General features: G+C 38.1%; 15 protein-coding genes and 1 riboswitch. Of the genes, 8 read left to right on the top strand and 7 right to left on the bottom strand.

Annotation, left to right across the window (positions count from 1 at the left end; all coding sequences use genetic code 11):
• Position 1: 1 nt before the first annotated feature.
• Positions 2-1,195: an enoyl-ACP reductase FabV gene (gene fabV / locus R2Q77_RS01280; RefSeq protein WP_316801902.1), complete on the bottom strand. Its 1,194-nt coding sequence runs from the start codon at positions 1,193-1,195 to the stop codon at positions 2-4.
• 226 nt (positions 1,196-1,421) lie between these two features.
• Here fabV and R2Q77_RS01275 point away from each other — a divergent pair, with 226 nt between their 5' ends.
• Together R2Q77_RS01275 and R2Q77_RS01270 are read left to right on the top strand one after the other, a co-directional pair.
• The gene (locus R2Q77_RS01275; protein ID WP_316801901.1) at positions 1,422-2,126 is read left to right on the top strand and encodes a DUF2490 domain-containing protein; all 705 of its coding nucleotides are present in this window, start codon (positions 1,422-1,424) and stop codon (positions 2,124-2,126) included.
• Between the two features lie 56 nt (positions 2,127-2,182).
• Complete coding sequence (locus R2Q77_RS01270; RefSeq protein ID WP_316801900.1) at positions 2,183-3,103, top strand: hypothetical protein; 921 nt, start codon at positions 2,183-2,185, stop codon at positions 3,101-3,103.
• Between the two features lie 96 nt (positions 3,104-3,199).
• On the opposite strand, the gene R2Q77_RS01265 is transcribed toward R2Q77_RS01270, so the two are convergent.
• The 5 genes from R2Q77_RS01265 to R2Q77_RS01245 form a co-directional block, all read right to left on the bottom strand.
• Positions 3,200-3,646 (bottom strand): DinB family protein, encoded by a 447-nt coding sequence (locus R2Q77_RS01265; RefSeq protein WP_316801899.1) that lies wholly within the window; start codon positions 3,644-3,646, stop codon positions 3,200-3,202.
• A gap of 109 nt (positions 3,647-3,755) precedes the next feature.
• Positions 3,756-4,487 carry a head GIN domain-containing protein gene (locus R2Q77_RS01260; protein WP_316801898.1) on the bottom strand — a complete coding sequence of 244 codons (732 nt, stop codon included), beginning with the start codon at positions 4,485-4,487 and terminating at the stop codon, positions 3,756-3,758.
• 282 nt (positions 4,488-4,769) lie between these two features.
• Complete coding sequence (locus R2Q77_RS01255; RefSeq protein ID WP_316801897.1) at positions 4,770-6,425, bottom strand: M1 family metallopeptidase; 1,656 nt, start codon at positions 6,423-6,425, stop codon at positions 4,770-4,772.
• Between the two features lie 3 nt (positions 6,426-6,428).
• Positions 6,429-8,294 (bottom strand): CocE/NonD family hydrolase, encoded by a 1,866-nt coding sequence (locus R2Q77_RS01250; RefSeq protein ID WP_316801896.1) that lies wholly within the window; start codon positions 8,292-8,294, stop codon positions 6,429-6,431.
• A gap of 86 nt (positions 8,295-8,380) precedes the next feature.
• A complete protein-coding gene (locus R2Q77_RS01245) occupies positions 8,381-10,249 on the bottom strand; it encodes a CocE/NonD family hydrolase (RefSeq protein WP_316801895.1) in 1,869 nt (622 codons plus the stop codon).
• A 209-nt stretch (positions 10,250-10,458) separates the two neighbouring features.
• Between R2Q77_RS01245 and R2Q77_RS01240 the strand changes: the two genes are divergently transcribed.
• From R2Q77_RS01240 to R2Q77_RS01215, 6 genes are all read left to right on the top strand, one after another.
• On the top strand, positions 10,459-11,307 hold the full coding sequence (locus tag R2Q77_RS01240) for a DUF6515 family protein (RefSeq protein ID WP_316801894.1): 849 nt from the start codon (positions 10,459-10,461) through the stop codon (positions 11,305-11,307).
• Between the two features lie 145 nt (positions 11,308-11,452).
• Positions 11,453-12,616 carry an esterase-like activity of phytase family protein gene (locus tag R2Q77_RS01235; RefSeq protein WP_316801893.1) on the top strand — a complete coding sequence of 388 codons (1,164 nt, stop codon included), beginning with the start codon at positions 11,453-11,455 and terminating at the stop codon, positions 12,614-12,616.
• A 64-nt stretch (positions 12,617-12,680) separates the two neighbouring features.
• On the top strand, positions 12,681-13,343 hold the full coding sequence (locus R2Q77_RS01230; RefSeq protein WP_316801892.1) for an HAD family phosphatase: 663 nt from the start codon (positions 12,681-12,683) through the stop codon (positions 13,341-13,343).
• Positions 13,344-13,503: 160 nt separating this feature from the next.
• Complete coding sequence (lpdA, locus tag R2Q77_RS01225; RefSeq protein ID WP_316801891.1) at positions 13,504-14,910, top strand: dihydrolipoyl dehydrogenase; 1,407 nt, start codon at positions 13,504-13,506, stop codon at positions 14,908-14,910.
• Positions 14,911-15,140: 230 nt separating this feature from the next.
• A riboswitch (TPP riboswitch) is annotated at positions 15,141-15,240 on the top strand.
• A gap of 58 nt (positions 15,241-15,298) precedes the next feature.
• Positions 15,299-16,129, top strand: coding sequence for a bifunctional hydroxymethylpyrimidine kinase/phosphomethylpyrimidine kinase (thiD, locus tag R2Q77_RS01220; protein ID WP_316801890.1), 831 nt, complete (start codon positions 15,299-15,301; stop codon positions 16,127-16,129).
• A 182-nt stretch (positions 16,130-16,311) separates the two neighbouring features.
• Positions 16,312-17,520, top strand: a complete 1,209-nt coding sequence (locus R2Q77_RS01215; RefSeq protein WP_316801889.1) for an MFS transporter — start codon at positions 16,312-16,314, stop codon at positions 17,518-17,520.
• Between the two features lie 5 nt (positions 17,521-17,525).
• Here the strand turns inward: R2Q77_RS01215 and R2Q77_RS01210 are convergent, their stop codons facing one another.
• Positions 17,526-18,329 (bottom strand): hypothetical protein, encoded by an 804-nt coding sequence (locus R2Q77_RS01210; RefSeq protein ID WP_316801888.1) that lies wholly within the window; start codon positions 18,327-18,329, stop codon positions 17,526-17,528.
• Positions 18,330-18,443 lie beyond the last annotated feature (114 nt).

The raw sequence follows: 18,443 nt of genomic DNA, 5'->3' as shown, positions 1-18,443 counted from the left end.
TTTACGAAACTAATCCTTCAATTTCTACCATTTCATTAGCTTCTTTCTGATAATCAACCTTATCAATTTCAAAACCGAATAAGCTTAAGAAATCAGATTTGTAGCCCGGTAAATCACCTATAGAAGGAAGGGTTTCTGTTGTGGCTTCTTCCCATAACTTGGCAACTTTAGCTTGTACATCTTCACGCATTTCCCAGTCGTCAATTCTAATTCTTCCTTTATCGTCTGTTGGTACAGGTTTGCCGGTGTATAAACGATCGGCATATAAACGTTGAATTTGTTCTATCGTTCCTTCATGAATACCTTCTGCTTTCATCACTTTGTATAATAATGAAATGTATAATGGAATAACAGGAATTGCAGAGCTTGCTTGTGTAACCAATGCTTTGTTTACGGAAACGTACGCCCTTCCGCTAATGTCTTTTAATTTATCTCCTATTTTGAATGCTGTAGCTTCCAAATCATCTTTAGCACGCCCAATGGTTCCTTTGCGGTAAACGGCCTCCGTTAATGCAGGGCCTATGTAAGAATAAGCAACGGTTGTAGCGCCATCAGCCAACAGGTTTTCGGCTTTTAAGGCATCAATCCACATGGCCCAATCTTCGCCACCCATTACAGCAATCGTGTTGGTAATATCCTCTTCGCTTGCCGGTTCAATAGTTACTGAAGATACGTTACCGGTATGGAAATCGACTGTTTTATTGCTAAAAGGGGCGCCGATAGGTTTTAATACTGAACGGTGCAGTACTTCTGTATCGGGATGTTTTCTAACCGGAGAAGCCAGACTATAAATTACCAAATCAACCTGGCCTAAATCGGCCTTAATCAATTCTAAAGTTTTTTCTTTAATTTCTTTTGAGAAAGCGTCACCATTAATGCTTTTTGCATATAAACCCGCTGCATGAGCCTCTTTTTCAAATGCAGCACTGTTGTACCATCCCGGTGATGCCGTTTTGCCTTCAGAAGGTGCTTTTTCGAAGAAAACGCCAATTGTTGCAGCATCAGAACCAAAGGCAGCAGCAATTCTTGATGCTAAACCGAACCCGGTTGATGCACCAATTACCAATACTTTTTTAGGGCCGTTAATTGCACCTTTAGATTTTACATAATCAATTTGGTTCTTTACGTTTTGTGCACAGCCATCAGGATGCGATGTTAAACAGATAAAGCCCCTCATTCTTGGTTCAATAATCATCTTATTCTTTGATTTTACGTTTGTAATTTTTAAAAATTAAGGCAAATCCTACGAATTTTATAACGCTTAAAATAGCCAAATCTTTAACGAAGATAAATTTTTAATTGTTTATGGCTAAATGAAATTTAAATATTGCTGCTTTTAAAGGTTTTAAAAAGTTTATTGCCTGCTTATTCAATTTATATTATTTTAGCGGCACACAGATTTAACCGGAATTAATCTAAAGATGAGAAAAGTACTTTTAAGCGTTCTGATGCTATTTTTAGCCTGGAACGAATTGTCGGCGCAAACGCAGCACCAAAATACGGGCTGGTTTATGTATCTTAATAATACCCGATTTAATAAACACTGGGGTTTACAGTTCGATTTACAACTGCGTTCGGCAGATGGCTGGGATTATATGCGCAATACACTGGTACGGCCGGGAATTACTTATTTTATTAACGATAAACACAATGTAACATTGGGTTATTTATGGCAAACCACCCAAAATAGAATGGATGGCGTTGAAAATTTCACTTTAAACGAGCATCGTATTTTTGAACAATATATTTATACGCATAAAATTAGTTCAATTTTTGCCAGCCATAGGGTTAGGGTAGAACAGCGATTTATAGGCCGAACCGGAGAAGATGTTTTTGCACAACGTTTCCGTTATTTCTTCAGGTTAATCCAGCCTTTGCAAAAAACACAACCCACTTTTACAAAGGGTGTTTTCGTGGCTTTACAGAACGAAGTTTTCTTAAATATTCAGAATAAAAATAAAATTAACAACAGTTTTTTTGATCAGAACAGGTTGTACTTAGCTGCGGGTTATCGCTTTTCTAAAACAGTTGATATTGAGGCAGGTTATATGAATCAGGCATCGCATGGTGCGCAGTTTAATACCCTGAATAATATTGTTCAACTGGCACTTTATACCCGGTTTTAATGTTTGAAAGTCATTTTTTATAAAGCAGAATATACAAACTGTTAAATATGTTGTAAATGAGTTTGCTTTTTGCTCAATTTGCGGCGATGAAACGAATTTCTATTTTATTTATTGCACTTTTATTTGGCAGGCGGATGCAGGCCCAGGAAATAAAAACTTCAACAACAGAAAATACGCCGGCTTCAAAAAGCTTATTTAATCCAGAGCATAAAAGGAATTTCTCCCGTAAAGGAGATTTCTTTTTCCATTGGGGATATAACCATTCGTGGTACGATAAAAGCGATATCAGATTTACCGGCCCCAATTATGATTTTACATTAAAAGATGTTGTTGCCCATGACAGACAATCAAAATTAGACTGGAATTATTTAAATCCCGGATTAATTTCAGTTCCTCAATACAATATTCGTGTAGGTTATTTTATTAAAGATAATTATAGCATATCCATTGGTTGGGATCATATGAAATATGTAATGGATATTCCTCAAACAGTAGCCATTACAGGTTATATCGGACCAAAAATTACGGCAGAAAATGTTCCAACAGGTGCATTGGCCGGTACATATAACGGAGAAAAGATTAATGTGACGGATAAGATGCTTACTTATGAGCATACTGATGGTTTTAACTATGCCAATATTGAAATTGCCCGTTATGACGACATTTGGGTTGCACCTTCAGGAAATACTTCTTTAACCTTAGAAACAGGTGTTGGTTTTGGAATGATGGTGCCACGTTCTGACGTGCGTTTATTTCAGCTGGGCCGGAATAACCACTGGAATGTTGCTGGTTATGGCGTTTCCGTTGAGGCCGGTTTAAAATTCTATCCCTGGAAACATGTTTACTTCCAGAATACCACTAAACTGGGTTCTACCAATTTAAAAACGGTACATACTACGGGTTATGATGATCTGGATAAAGCCAGTCAGAAAATTAAATACATCGAAAACTTTTTCGCAATAGGCGTTCAGTTTTAAAAATAAACACTCACCGGATTGATCTGGTGAGTGTTTAAAATCTCTTTTTTACATATGCTTATGGTGTATTTAATGGCCATAACATTTTAGAATCGATTAAAGATCCAGCAGCCGCCTATGGTAATTAATCTGTCCCAGATGATAAGTTAAATGGGTGGTTAAATGGATCAGGAAAAACTCGGTTGTCATTTTATCCTCAAAAACTACAATCGGATATTCAGCACTTAAATCAGCTTCGGTTAAACTTGCAAGCGTTTTATTTAAAACCAAAATGGTGTCCTCAATTTTTTTTACGAGTTCCTGTTGAGGAATGTTTTTTAAAGAAAACTCCAGTTCACGATTTCTTATATAACCCGACTGGCCGAGTGTTGCACCTATGTAGGTATTCAGGTTACCAACCAAATGCAGGCAAAGATTTCCGGCCGAATTTAAAATGCCTTTTTCGATGACCCAAAGGTTTGATTCTGTTTTGTAAGATTCAATTTCAGATTTAAGTGTTTTCAAATCCCTGTTAAAAAGCCAGGTTAAGGTTTTAATTAGCATGTTGCAAATTAGTGCTTTTATCAGTAAGGTTTTGTCAGATAAGAAAAAAGCATAAAAAAAAGCGCCTGCCCTGAGGCAAGCGCTGAATTATTTAGATGCTTAAATCAGGTTAAATTTTACGTACTCTTCCTGATCCAACTATAGTTTTTTCAACCTCAGCATTCCCACTGTAATTTACACTTCCCGATCCGCTGATTACTGCATCGATTTTATTTTCCGCATGAATGTTAACCGAACCTGAACCACTGATTCTTGTTGAGAAATTTTGAACAGTTAGGTTTTTACCGTTGAAAGCGCCAGAGCCACTAATGGTTACACTGCCTTCTTCTGTTTTACCAGAAATATTTAAAATACCTGAACCACTAACTACACTCGTTATTTTTTGGGCATTAGTATTTACCGTAACTTTTCCAGAACCACTTATCGTTGTGGCCAATTCAGAAGTGCTTAGGGTGCCATCAACAGAAATACTTCCATCGCCGCTCATGGTTAAACTGCTTATTTTTTTTGCGGTTACATAAGCAATAATTTTTTTGCCTTCGTATTTTCTCGACCAGCTTTTCCAGCTTGTTTCCGGACGGATAATTAATACTGAGCTTTTTACTTCGGTAACCAAAGTGGATATGGCATCTGCGTCGCCTTCGAATCTTAAACTTTCTGTATTGCCTAACTTTACAATTACCGTAATTGGGCCACCGGCAGCAATGCCATTAAAGTTTTTTACATCACGCTCATCGCCTGATATTTTTGTGGTTTTATTTTTAACCGGCGAAGCTATAACTGAGTTTAAGCCTGCTGAAAGCATTAAAACTGTGCATGCAATTGTGAATATTTTTTTCATTGTTTATAGGTTTAGTGCCTTTGGGAACTCCCCGCTGGCTGATTATTAATTTTAAATATAAGACGACTGAGCTAAGCAAAAGTTGCACCAACAATAAAATTTTTTCGCTGGTGATATAAAGAAACTACTAATTAGAGGGTTGGAAATGAATGTTTCGGTTGGTCGTGCAAATAAAACACGTTTTAATCACAAAGTTTTTGCGATAAGTGTGCAAAATTTTAGAAATAAAAAAAGTGGAAGAATTTTAAAAACCTTCCACCTTTAATTCATTTCTGTGTGTTTTTACTCTACGTTTTTTGATTTGATATAAAACTGAGGATCGGTTTTAAAGGTTGAAGCTGTTATCGCCGCATCAACCTTAATTGTTTTCCAATCATTTGTTGGTTTTATCAAACTGTAAGTCCCATCTTTTAATGTAACCCTTACCGGCATATCAAATCCCTTTACATCGGTTACCCAACGATAAGATAAAATGCCTGATTTTACCTTATATTCGAGCATTGGAATTTGGGTATGACGCAAATATTGGTCAAATACTTTATCCAGTTTTAGGCCGCTTTGTTTGGCAATGTAATTTTCAATTTCTGCCGTGGTTACGGTTTTATGATAGAAAGTCTTGTTCAAACCTCTTAATAATTGCCTGAATTTTTCATCATTGTTTATTAGCTGACGGATGGTGTGAACTAAGTTTGCGCCTTTGGGGTACATATCGCCAGATCCTTCCTTGTTCACTCCGTAAGGGCCAATTACAGGTATGTCATTTGAAATGATTTTTTGTAAACCTACCGCATATTCATTTCCTGCAGTCTTATTTTCCGTGCATTCAGTAAACAAAACTTCAGCATAATTGGTAAAACCTTCGTGAATCCACATGTCGGCAATATCTTTTGAGGTGATGTTGTTTCCAAACCACTCATGGCCACTTTCGTGGATGGTGATAAAGTCCCATTTTAATCCATGTCCGGTGCCACTCAAATCACGGCCCAGATAACCTTGTTTAAATTGGTTTCCGTAGGCTACTGCACTTTGATGTTCCATGCCTAAATGTGGTGCCTGAACCAGCTTATATCCATCCTTATAAAAAGGATAAGGCCCAAACCAATACTCAAAACACTTTAACATTGGTTTTACATCCGCATCCCAATGAGGGCGGGCTTTGGCACTATCAGCTTTTAACGACCAGTAATCAATGCTTAAATTACCGTTTTCGCCGGCATAACTATCTTGCCAATGCGCGTATTTACCAATATAAAATGTTACACTGTAGTTGTTAATCGGGTTGCTAACAAACCAGTTGTACTGCGTATATCCATCCGGTTTTTCGACCGTACTTCTGAGCTTTCCGTTAGAAATGTCCTGTAATCCTTTTGGTACGCTAATGCTGATTAAAACACTGTCTACCTCATCACTTTGATGATCTTTGTTAGGCCACCAGCAGCTGGCACCAAAGCCCTGGCAAGCTACCGAAACCCATGGATTTCCATCGGCGTCTTTTTTGAAAATAAAACCACCGTCCCAGGGCGGTCTTTTAGCTATAACCGGGTTGCCCGAATAAAAAACTGTAAATTTTTCTTTGCTGCCCTTTTTTATGGTTTTAGGGAAGGTAACAAAAACGGCATTATATTCTCGCGTAAAAGTTAATTCTGTACCTTGGTATACAACTTTTTCTACTTTAAGATTTGCAAAAAGATCAAATTGCAGTTTGTTAAAATCTTGCGTTGCTGTAAAAGCAAACTCGTTACTGCCGCTTATAAATTTCTGATCGATATCTATTTTAACATCCAGATGGTAATAGTTAATGTCATAACAAGTACGCAGCGGGGTTAAAGTTCCACGTAAACTATCTGCACGTGAATTTGGTTGGTCTTTACCCAACATTTGAGCCCTGACAGAAGAAAGGCTTAAACTGAGGGCTAATAAAAATAAAAGCTTTTTCATTTTTTATTTAATAATATCTACTTCAACAAAACTATCATTAAAAATGGTTTGTGTAGCCTTTATGTAATCGGTTTCGGTTGCTTTATAAGGATTGTCTACAAATTTTTGTGGATTACGGGCAAATAAAGGAAAGGCTGTGCTTTGAACCTGAATCATAATTCTGTGCCCTTTTTTGAATGTGTGCAATACATCCTGCAAACGGAAGTTTACATCTGTTTTTTGATTGGCGACTAAAGCTTCTGGCTTTTCGAAGCTGTTTCTAAAACGTGCAGGCATAATTTCTGATCTAACCATTTGCCAGTAATTGCTTAGCGTAATGTTTTTGTTTGTCATGTAGGGGTTGTTGGGTTCATCACCCGGATACACATCAATTAGTTTTACAAAAAAATCGGCATCTGTTCCGGTGGTGGCAATCTTTAGGTGCGACATAATTTCACCGCCCAAAGTAATGTCTTCAGTTAATACATCGGTTTGATAAACCAATACATCCGGCCTGCGACCAGCAAAGCGCTGATCCTCGCTCATATAATTATGAGGGGTAAAACCCAAAGTAGTTGTAATGTCTTCTGTATATGGAACTGGTTTTGCAGGGTCGCTGATGTAATTAACAGAAGCTGTGCTGCCGGGCGCGCTCATGCTTAATTTTCCATCCGCCGAAAGGTATAATTTCTGTTTGGTGGCTTTTTCTGCAGGCCATTTTGTAAAAGTTTCCCATTCCTTTTTACCAGTATCAAACATATAAGCTTCGGGTAGCCCTGAGTTTTTATCTCCAGTTCCTTTTAAAAAATGGTTAAAGAATTTTGATTCGATATTTTTCTGATAGAAAGTAGCAATACTATCTCCAAAGTATACATTGCTGTGCATGGTATGTCCCGTTTCGCGGCTCCATCGTCCATGGCCAAATGGCCCCATAACAATGGTGTTGTAGGCATCTGGGTTTTTCTTTTCAATGGTTTTATAAATGTTCAGCGGACCTGATAAATCTTCAGCATCGTACCAGCCACCAACCAACATTACTGCAGGTTTAATGGTTCCGTAGTGCTTTAATAAGCCTCTTTTTTGCCAAAATTCATCGTAATTTGGATGATTAATGGTTTCCTGCCAGTAAAAATTATCTTTATAATATTTATCGGCATTGGTTAAAGGGCCAAGGTCTAAAGCAAATTGATAGCCATCTTTAGTATTGGGCTTAATCATTTGGTTGTTATACCAGGCTTTAGAAGTTGTATCGGTTTTCTGCACGCCAAATACCGGGAAAGTTAAAAAGTAACTTTGAAGAAAAGAACCATTGTGGTGAAAATCGTCAAAGAAAAAATCAGAAATTGGAGCTTGCGGGGAGGAAGCTTTTAAAGCCGGATGATTGCTTAAAATACCAGCTGCGGTATAAAAACCCGGATAAGAAATGCCCCACTGGCCAACCTTGCCGTTGTTATTGCTCACATTTTTAACCAGCCAGTCAATCGTATCGTAAGTATCAGAACCTTCATCTACATCGGTTTTAGCCTTTTTATTGTCTATAACCGGGGTCATATTTGTCCAGGTGCCTTCACTTTTCCAACGTCCGCGAACATCCTGCATCACTACAATATAACCTTCCTTCATCATTAAATCTGATGGGCCTAAACGTGCAGGGAATTTATTTTCGCCGTAAGGTGCAATGCTATAACAGGTACGTTGCATAATCATCGGGTACTTTTTCTGCGCTGAAGCATCTTTAGGGGTATAAATGGCCGTAAAAAGTTTTACACCATCGCGCATGGTAATGTATACTTCTTTCTTGGTATAGTTTTCTTTCGGGTATTCTGCATCGCTTTGCGCAAAGGCAGAAGATGCCGAGAGCAGGATGATGATGAGTTTAAGGTATTTCATTTTGAATATGATAAGTTTAGTTATGGGTTTATCGCGAGTAAAACAAGATGGCCTCGTGCCTCGAAATAGCGAATTCTATTATTTGTTTATTTTAAAACTGAAACCGTAATGTGCGAACTGTTAAAAGTATCGTGGTAAATTTTTTGTGTTGCCTTTTGGAAATCTCCTTTTTCGGCCTGGTAGATATCCATAAATTTCTGTGGATTTCTATCAGCAAGAGGGAACCAGGAATTCTGTATCTGAATCATAATTTTATGTCCTTTTTTGAACGTATGGGCCACATCAGGCAGTGGGTAATTTACCTTTGTTATGGTGCCAGGAATAAAGGGTTCAGGTTTTTCAAAACTGTTGCGGTATTTTCCGCGCATAATCTCGCCTCTTACCAACATTTGATAACCGCCCATAATAATGTTGTTTGGGTTAGGTACCGGGTTTGGGGCATCTTCAGGGTAAACATCTATTAATTTAACAACATAGTCGGCATCAGTTCCGGTTGTAGATACAACCAGGTTGGCCAAAACCGGCCCCGTTAAGGTAATGTCTTCTGTTAAAGCATCGGTTTGAAAACTTTTAACATCCGGGCGGCGTGAAGCAAAGCGCTGATCATCGATCATATATTCGCGGGTTCTTCTTGCCTGAATTCCATCCTGATAAGGAACAGGGCTATTCGGGTCGCTCACGTATTCATCCCAGCTATCGGTTCTGCCAACTTTTTCAAAACCAAGTTTGCCATTTGGCTGCAGGTAAAGATTCTTAGTTTCAGTTTCCTGCGGAGGCCAGGTTTTAAACTTTTTCCACTCATTGCTTCCGGTTACAAAAATGTTAGCCTCGGCAGCATTAAAATCACCTTCGCCTTTTAAATAATGCTTAAAGAAAGGCAGTTCATAATTTTCCTGGTACTGAGTGCTTGTAGCTTGTCCAAACTGGATGTCGCCAAAGCTGCTGCCTGTGCTTCTAACCCAACCACCATGAAACCACGGGCCTGCCACTAAAATATTATTTGCACCAGGATTTTGTTTTTCGATGGCTTTGTAAGTTGCAAAAGTTCCGTAAGCATCTTCTGCATCAAAAAAACCGCCCACAACCATAACTGCTGGTTTTACATTGGTAAGATGTGGAAGGATTAAACGGGATTTCCAGAATGTATCCTGATTTGAATGTTTAAATAAATCATTCCAGAATTTTATGCTGTCTGCAAAATAAGTTTCCTTTAGGTTTTTAACCGATCCTGCTTCTAAATAAAAACGATAATTATCCTGAATTGGGAATCTGAAACCTTTTGGACCTTTATCGGGTGTAATGGGTTGTGGGCGAGGTACACCAAAAGTACTCATGAAACTGAAGGCATCCATTAAAAATAAGGTTCCGCGGTGGTGGAAATCGTCGCCCATAAACCAATCTGTAACTGGTGCCTGTGGCGAAACTGCTTTTAGCGCCGGGTGCGCATTGGGTAATGAAGTTGTAGAGTAAAAGCCAGGATACGAAATGCCATAAATACCGGCGTTGCCATTATTGTTTTTGATGTTTTTAACCAACCAGTCGATGGTATCGTAAGTATCGGTACTTTCATCAATATCTTTTTTTCCCTTTTTTAAAGTTTGCGGCCTTATGTCTTCAAAAGTACCTTCGCTCATCCATTTTCCTCTAACATCCTGGTAAACAAAAATAAAGCCTTCACGCATCATTGCAGGAAAATTGCCTAAACTGGTTTTGTATTTATCTTCTCCGTAAGGCGAAACTGTATAGGGGGTACGGTTAATCAGGAATGGGTATTTTTTTGATTGGTTTTTTGGAATGTAAATAGAAGTGAAAAGCTTTACGCCATCACGCATTGGAACTTGGCGTTCTATTTTAGTATAATTTGCTCTTACATAGGCCGAATCAGTTTGCTGGGCAAATAATTGACTGGAAAGGACTAAGAAAAATAAAAGGCTGTAAAGTTTGCTAAAGTTCATTTAAAATAGTTTTGAGGAATAAAATTTAAAGATAGATATAAGGATTGATTAGGTGAAAAACATCAGGTAAAAGGTTTGTTAGCAAATGCGATCAATTTTAATTGTTTAATTCGTCATTTCTATATCAGAATTTAGTTAAATTTATATAGCGAAGTAATCTTTTAATCACTTCTATCGTCTTACTCATAAATCATTTAAACATACAGAAAATGAAGAGTTTAATTAATAAAGGATTAGCTATTGTTGCTGTAGCAGCAATGATTGCTACAATAAATATAGATTCTGCTTCAGCACAACGTGCAAGCAGGAGTGGAGGTGGCGGCGGCGGAAGAAGCAGTTCTGTAGCACCGTCAAGAGGTGGGTCTTTTTCAAGACAGCCCTCTATGCACGCCTCATCAGGCAACAGGGTTTCTCGCGCACCGGGTGTGAGTAGTTACAGGCCAGGCTCGGGCAGGCCTTCCCGTCCGGGATATGTTTCCGGAAGACCAGGTTATCGCCCCGGTTACAGACCAGGCTACCGCCCAGGATATGGTTACAGGCCAGGGTACGGGTATAGACCATATTATAGTTATTACAATTACTACAGGCCATTTTTAGGTTTCCGTATTAATGTGTTGCCGTTTGGATACTATCCTTTCTGGTTCGGACCATCACAATATTATTATTCCGGAGGTTTATTCTATCAGCAAAATAATGATAATTACGAAGTTGTTGTTCCACCGGTAGGTGCCGAGGTGCCAAATTTACCTTCTGATGCACAGCAGGTTACCATTAACGGGCAGAGTTATTATGAATACAAGGGTGTTTATTATACCCAAAGTACCAATGCCGACGGGAAAGCGGTTTATGTTGTAGCGGGTAAAGACGGCGTTTTAAATACCGGAGATAGCACTACGCAAAATTATCAAATTGGCGATCTTATTGATCAACTTCCTGACGGCTGCAGAGAAGTAACCATAAAAAATGAGAAATATTTTGTTTCTCCTGATGATGTTTACTACGAACAAGTAACAGATGGAAACAAAACAAGTTACCGCGTTATCGGCAAGTTGTTTTAATTGCCATTAAGTTTTTTCTGCCACGGAACATAAGTTTACAGAACGTGATTTATAATTTTTCTGTACGCTTTAAAGTTCCGTGGCTTTTTTATGCCCGTATTTATACAACATTCTATATTTTTACACGCAATAATACGGGTATAAAATGAAACCAATTACAGCAGCACGATCCTTTTTGCTTTTAAGTTTTACTTTACTCTGCGCCTGCAGCAGTCAGAAACTGATATCTAAAAAACAGGAAAAGGAAACCACCATTTCAGCAATTCGTTTTTTAAGTGAGTATACACTTCCTAACCGCCCTGAATATAATAATACGGTAATTGGAGGTTTGTCGGGTATAGATTATGATGCGGAAAATAATCAGTATTTTATCATCAGCGATGATCCCTCACAATTTAGTCCGACCAGAATTTATACCGCTAAAATTGACATTAAAGACCATAAGATAGATACCATAAAATTTACCAATGTTACTTTTATGCTACAGGAAAACGGGCAGCCATTTCCAAAGCTGGGTACTACAAAAAAGGTGAAAGCCGACGGAGAATCGGTACGTTACAATCCATTAACCAAGCAATTGCTGTGGAGCAGTGAAGGCGAACGTTTATTTAAAAATGGAGATACCATGATTGTTCAGCCAACATTAACCAATATTAGTTTAAATGGAGTTTTTGTAGATACCATTCCTTTGCCAACTGGATTTCAGTTTACCAAAACTGAAAATGGAGTCAGGAAAAATGCCCTTTTTGAAGGAACAACCTATGCTGATCATTACCAGACCATTTATGCCAGCTTAGAAGAACCAAGGTATGAAGATGGTCCAAAGGCGAGTTTTGGCTATGATAAAGCCCTTACCCGAATTTTGAAATTTGATGCGCAAACAAAAAAAAATACTGCCCAGTATGCTTATAATTTAGGCGAATTACCTGTTCAGCCAACCGTTGATATGGACTGGAATATAAATGGGATTTCGGAAATTCTGGCGGTTAACGATCATACATTATTAGTTATGGAGCGTGCCTGGGCTAAAGGAAATGATGATCATACTTTTATTAAGCTTTTTTTAGTTGATTTAAAGGGTGCTGAAAATGAAATCGATAATTTCTCTTTTGTTAAAAACCCACCTAAACCTCTTAAAAAGAAATTACTTTTTGATTTTGATACCTTAAACAGGTATATTGACAATTTTGAAGGTGTAACCTTTGGTCCAAAATTGCCCAACGGCCATAATACCTTAATTTTTGTGGTAGATGATAACTTTGCCAAAACAGAAAAAGGTCAATTCTTTTTGTTCGAGGTAATGCCGTAAATACCCCGAACGGGTAGGAAGAAAGGTTTTCCAAAATTAGAATTTAATAATTTACAGATTTATTATGAGCTTCAAAGCATTGCTATTTGATTTAGACGGTACGCTTATCGATTCAGAATTTTTCCATTATGAATGCTGGAATGAAATTCTGGAAGAATACAATGTTTCCTTAACTTATGAAGATTGGCTTACTACTTATGCCGGCATTCCTTTGCCTGTAAATGCTAAAAACCTGCTTGAAAAGTATAATATTAATGCCGTATTGCAAGATGTAATTACCAGACGAGAAAATCTTACGCTCGAAAGGTTAAAAACCAAAGATGTTAACCTGATGCCTGGTGCATTGGCGTTTCTTGATTTTTTTTACAACAAAGGATTAACCATGGCATTGGTTACTTCGAGCCCACGCAAAGATGTAGAAGCAGTTTTTGAAAGAAATGGACTGGATAAATATTTCAGTTTAGTGATTACCCGAACAGAAGTTACCAAAAGTAAGCCCGACCCTGAAAGCTATAACATTTGTTGCGAAAAGCTAAACATTCCGAAGGCGCATTGTTTGGTTTTTGAAGATACCATAAATGGTGTGAAATCTGCTGTAGCAGCAGGAATTACCTGTTACGCTATTCAAAGTAATGTGACTGAGCACGAGAAGCTGCGCATTGCCAACAAGCTATTTCTTAATTTTTCTCACGCCAAGGATTATATGCATCAGAATGAATTGATTTAATGTCGGGTAGAAAATCAAAATAAAACAGATGGTTAACATGCAAATGAAGTTTGCATTGCATTGTAAAATTGTTTGTTTTCAGGTTAATCTTTAAACTTTTGACTTTCAGCTTTTCGCCTTTTTTCTCTACATTTGGATCATCAAAAAAAATCCATAAATTATGCAATACGATGTCGTTGTTATCGGTTCAGGTCCTGGTGGTTATGTTGGAGCAATCCGTTGTGCCCAGTTAGGCTTAAAAACTGCCGTAGTAGAAAAATATAAAACTTTTGGAGGTACTTGCTTAAATGTGGGCTGTATTCCTTCAAAAGCATTGTTAGATTCTTCTGAACATTTCCATAATGCTGCTCATACCTTTACCACTCATGGTATTAACCTTAAAGATTTAAAGGTTGATATGAAACAAATGATTGCCCGTAAAGATGATGTGGTGGCTCAAAACACTGCGGGTATTACATATTTATTCAAAAAAAATAAAATAGATTCTTTCGAAGGCGTTGGTTCTTTCGTAGATAAAAATACAATTCTGGTTACCAAAGCTGATGGCAGTACGGAAACCTTGAACGCTAAAAATGTAATTATTGCAACAGGATCTAAACCTACAGCATTGCCATTTTTGCCAATTGACAAAAAACGCATCATTACCTCAACTGAAGCTTTAAACATTAAAGAAGTGCCTAAAACCATGGTTGTAATTGGTGGTGGCGTTATAGGTTTAGAGCTGGGCTCTGTTTATGCACGGTTAGGCACAAAAGTATCGGTTATCGAATTTCTACCTTCTATTATTGCAACTATGGATGCAGGTTTAGGTAAAGAACTTCAGCGTGTGTTAAAGAAATCTTTAGGCATGGATTTTTACATGAACCATAAAGTTACCGGCGCATCAGTAAAAGGAAAAACGGTTACAGTTACTGCAGATAATGCCAAAGGCGAGGCAGTTAGTTTTGATGCAGATTACTGCATTGTAGCGGTTGGCCGTACAGCATACAGCGAAGGTTTATGTTTAGATAAAATTGGAATCACCGTAGAAGAAAGAGGAAAGAAAATTCCGGTAAACGAGCACCTGGAAACAACTGTTAAAGGTGTTTATGCTATTGGTGATGTAATTACAGGTGCAATGTTGGCACATAAAGCAGAGGATGAAGGAACGTACGTTGCTGAAACCATTGCAGGACAAAAACCTCATATTAACTACAACCTGATTCCAGGTGTGGTTTATACCTGGCCAGAAGTAGCATCAGTTGGTCAAACAGAAGAGCAGTTAAAAGAAAAAGGTAAAAAATATAAAGCGGGTTCATTTCCTTTTAAAGCCAGTGGACGTGCAAAAGCGAGTATGGATACTGACGGTTTCATTAAAGTTTTAGCAGATGCAGAAACAGACGAAGTTTTAGGTGTACACATGATTGGCCCGCGTGCAGCAGATATGATTGCTGAAGCCGTGATTGCAATGGAATTCCGCGCATCAGCAGAAGACATTGCACGTACCTGCCATGCACACCCAACGTATACAGAAGCCTTAAAAGAAGCTGCACTGGCCGCTACTGATAACAGAGCCATACATATTTAAAATAATAATTTGGGCATGCCCCAAGCTGTGCAAGGGTCGGGCTATCTGTTTCAATCTTTTTTGCGAAAAAAGCAAAAAAGGATTTACACGCCTATCCCTCATGCAAAACCTAAAGCCGATAAGAAATTGTCGGCTTTTTTTGTGCTGGCCATTTTCTGCCTTTAGTCTTTAACCATTATTCCGTTAAATGGCCTTTGCTGCATTAAAAATAAGCGCTATATTGCGGTATAAAAAAACTTTAGGGGTGCCTTTATTTAAGACTGGCTGAGATTATACCCTCATTACCTGATCCGGATTATACCGGCGTAGGAAATTAGTTCGTCTGCCAGTTTATCATTGCGCATAAAGCGTTCAACAATGAAAAACTCCTGAAGTTGCAAGTAAAAACATGGTCCCGTATAAAAAGTATATTAATGCATTAACCATTGCCGGTTCTGATAGTGGAGGAGGGGCTGGGATACAAGCCGACTTAAAAACATTTTCTGCCTTAGGTTGCTACGCAACATCGGTTATTACTGCAGTAACCGCGCAAAATACCCTTGGCGTTAAATCTGTTCATCATATTCCTGTACCTATTATTTTAGATCAGCTTCAAGCCGTTTTAGACGATTTAAAGCCTGCTGCCATCAAAATCGGAATGATTGGTTATCTGCAGGTGGTTGGTTTAATCAGGGATGAGCTAATTAGATATGGAAATAACGTTCCTGTAATTTTAGATCCTGTAATGGTAGCCACCAGTGGTGAAAATTTAATTGAGCCAGAAACAGTTGTGCAATTAAAGGAACAACTATTTGGGCTGCTTACCCTGATTACCCCGAACATTGATGAAGCGGTTATTCTCTCCGGACAAAAAATAAACAGTCTTGAAGAAATGATTCAGGCTGGAAAGAAAATCATAGCACAAGGGGTAAATGCTGTGCTTGTAAAAGGGGGACATCTTCCTGGTCCTGTCATTTATGATGTGCTTATTTTGGCGGATAACGAACCTGTAATCTTTGAAAATCCTTTTATTCATTCTAACAATTTACACGGAACAGGTTGTACCCTTTCTTCGGCCATTACTGCCGAGATGGCCAAAGGGAATGATCTTTTAACGGCTGTTAAAAATGCTAAAGCTTATTTCATTAAAGCTATTTTAGCTGGAAACGAGGTGAAAATCGGAGCAGGTAGCGGGCCATTAAATCATTTTTTTGATCCACTGAAATTAATCATACAATAAAAACCACTGATAACTGATCATAATTCATCTTACCCTTTGAGCACAAAGGTATAAATATGATATTAAAGAAATTTGAACATCATTTTTGTACAAATATTTAAAGATTAATGTTAAAGTTTGTGACTATTAGCATTAGATTTAAGACCTTTGCAGTTACTTATATTTGTAACTAAAGCTAAATTTTGGAAGAAACGAACGCAAATCAAGATATCATCCCTTCATCACCCATAAAAAATGTACCTGTAGCAGCGCAAAGTACTCCAAACAGAATCCGCTTAGCTGTTTCTTTATTTTATTTCGGACAGGGAATTGCTTTTGCTTCATGGGCAAGCCGTATTCCTGATATTAAGCATAGTTTAAATTTATCAGATGGAGCATTAGGCAGTATATTGTTGGCTTTACCGCTTGGGCAGTTGGTTACCATGCCTATATCGGGAAGTTTGGTTACCCGGTTTGGCAGTAAAAGAATTTTAACCATTACCGCACCATTATATGTTTTAGCGCTGAGCAACCTGGGGCTTGCTACTGCTCCATGGCACTTAGCCGCATTTTTATTTTTATTCGGCGTAGTGGGTAATATGTGCAATATTGCAGTAAATACACAAGGGGCTGAGGCCGAAAAACTATTTGGCAGGCCAATTATGACCTCCTTTCATGGGGCATGGAGTATTGCTGGTTTTTCTGGGGCCTTGCTCGGTTTATTAATGGTTAATTTACACATTATCCCTTATTATCATTTTTGGGTAATTGTCGGGCTTATCTGGATTAATGTATTGCTGAATTATAAACACCTTGTGCCTGGCAAAGGCGCTACAAGTGAGCGGAAGCCAAAATTATTTGTTATGCCCGAAGGGGTTTTATTACAGTTGGGTATAATCGGTTTTTGTAGTATGGCTACAGAAGGGGCCATGTTTGACTGGAGTGGTGTATATTTTAAAGAAATTGTAAAAGCGCCAACCTCCCTGGTTATTTTGGGTTATGCATCTTTTATGATTATGATGGCAACCGGGCGTTTTGTTGGCGACAAGATCATAGCAAAAATGGGCCGTAAAAAAACCATTCAAATCAGTGGCTTAATTATTTCAACCGGAATGTTTATTTCAGTGCTTTTTCCCTATGTGGTAACAGCTACCTTAGGTTTTATGCTGGTTGGTATTGGTGTTTCCAGTATTGTGCCAACGGTTTATAGCGTAGCCGGAAAGAATGGTAAAGTACCTCCGGGAATGGCAATTGCCATTGTTTCCAGTGTAAGTTATTTCGGATTTTTAATGGGGCCGCCTTTAATCGGTTACATTTCACAATTATCAAGCCTGCAATATTCATATGCTGTAATAGGTTGTTTTGGCTTGCTGGTTAGTTTTATTGTAACCAAAATCAGGGCAATAGAATAACATCCCTATTCTTTCTTAACCAGGTTGTATTCCTTTAAAATGGCTACAGATAACTCTATAAGCCTGAAATTTTCATCAATATGCCCGTGCTGAACTTCAACATTTACATAAGGAATGTGATTTTGCATAGCGTAAACAGATAAAGAACCATCATTATCTGCAAATTTAGATTGAAGGATTACATTTACATTTGCTTTTTTAAAGCTACTGAATAACCTCGGCTCGGTTACATAAACCAGGTCGTCGCCATCCATCTGGAAATTGATGAAAACAGAATCTGCTGTGCTGGATAAATCATATCCCGGTAAGTAAGACGAGATTCCAAATCCACCATCTGCATTGTTGTGCAGGGTAAGAATGTATCCTGTCGATTTCGGGTCGTAAAAATCAACAATCTGTTTTCCTGCTTTAAGTAAAGCTTCTTCCACTTCGTTTGTACTGTTCAAGTTTTTCTTCAGCCGTGTATGTACACCGGTTTTTGTATAAATAGCATTAGGATCAATCCGGTACGGATCGTCCATATAAGTGAAATTATAATCCCTTATACTTCCATACTGGCTATCTATAATCTCTCCACCATACCACCTTATATAATCAAATGCAGCCTTAACACCTGTATCTTCATCGTCGTGAATAACTAAAAACTTTACGCCATTAGGTTTGTAGCTATATTTTACCAGCTGTACTTCTAAATCATAAAGTTTAATGATGGATGTATCAGAGGTCATGGCATCAAAAACGGGCGGGTGTTGTGCTTTAACGAAAAGGGTCAATTGAATTAGAATAAGGCTCAGGATGATTTTAAACATACGTAATATACAAATTGATGTATAATTTGTTTGGTAATGAGAATTTCTGTGAAACTGATTGTTGTAATGGATAACGTTGCAAATCAGAACGATATTATGGCTGCAGCTTAAACA

It is taken from the genome of Pedobacter nototheniae, assembly GCF_032678625.1.
Classification (GTDB): domain Bacteria; phylum Bacteroidota; class Bacteroidia; order Sphingobacteriales; family Sphingobacteriaceae; genus Pedobacter; species Pedobacter nototheniae_A.
The sequence above is the reverse complement of the archived record's forward strand: the minus strand, read 5'-3'. Positions and strand labels throughout refer to the sequence as shown.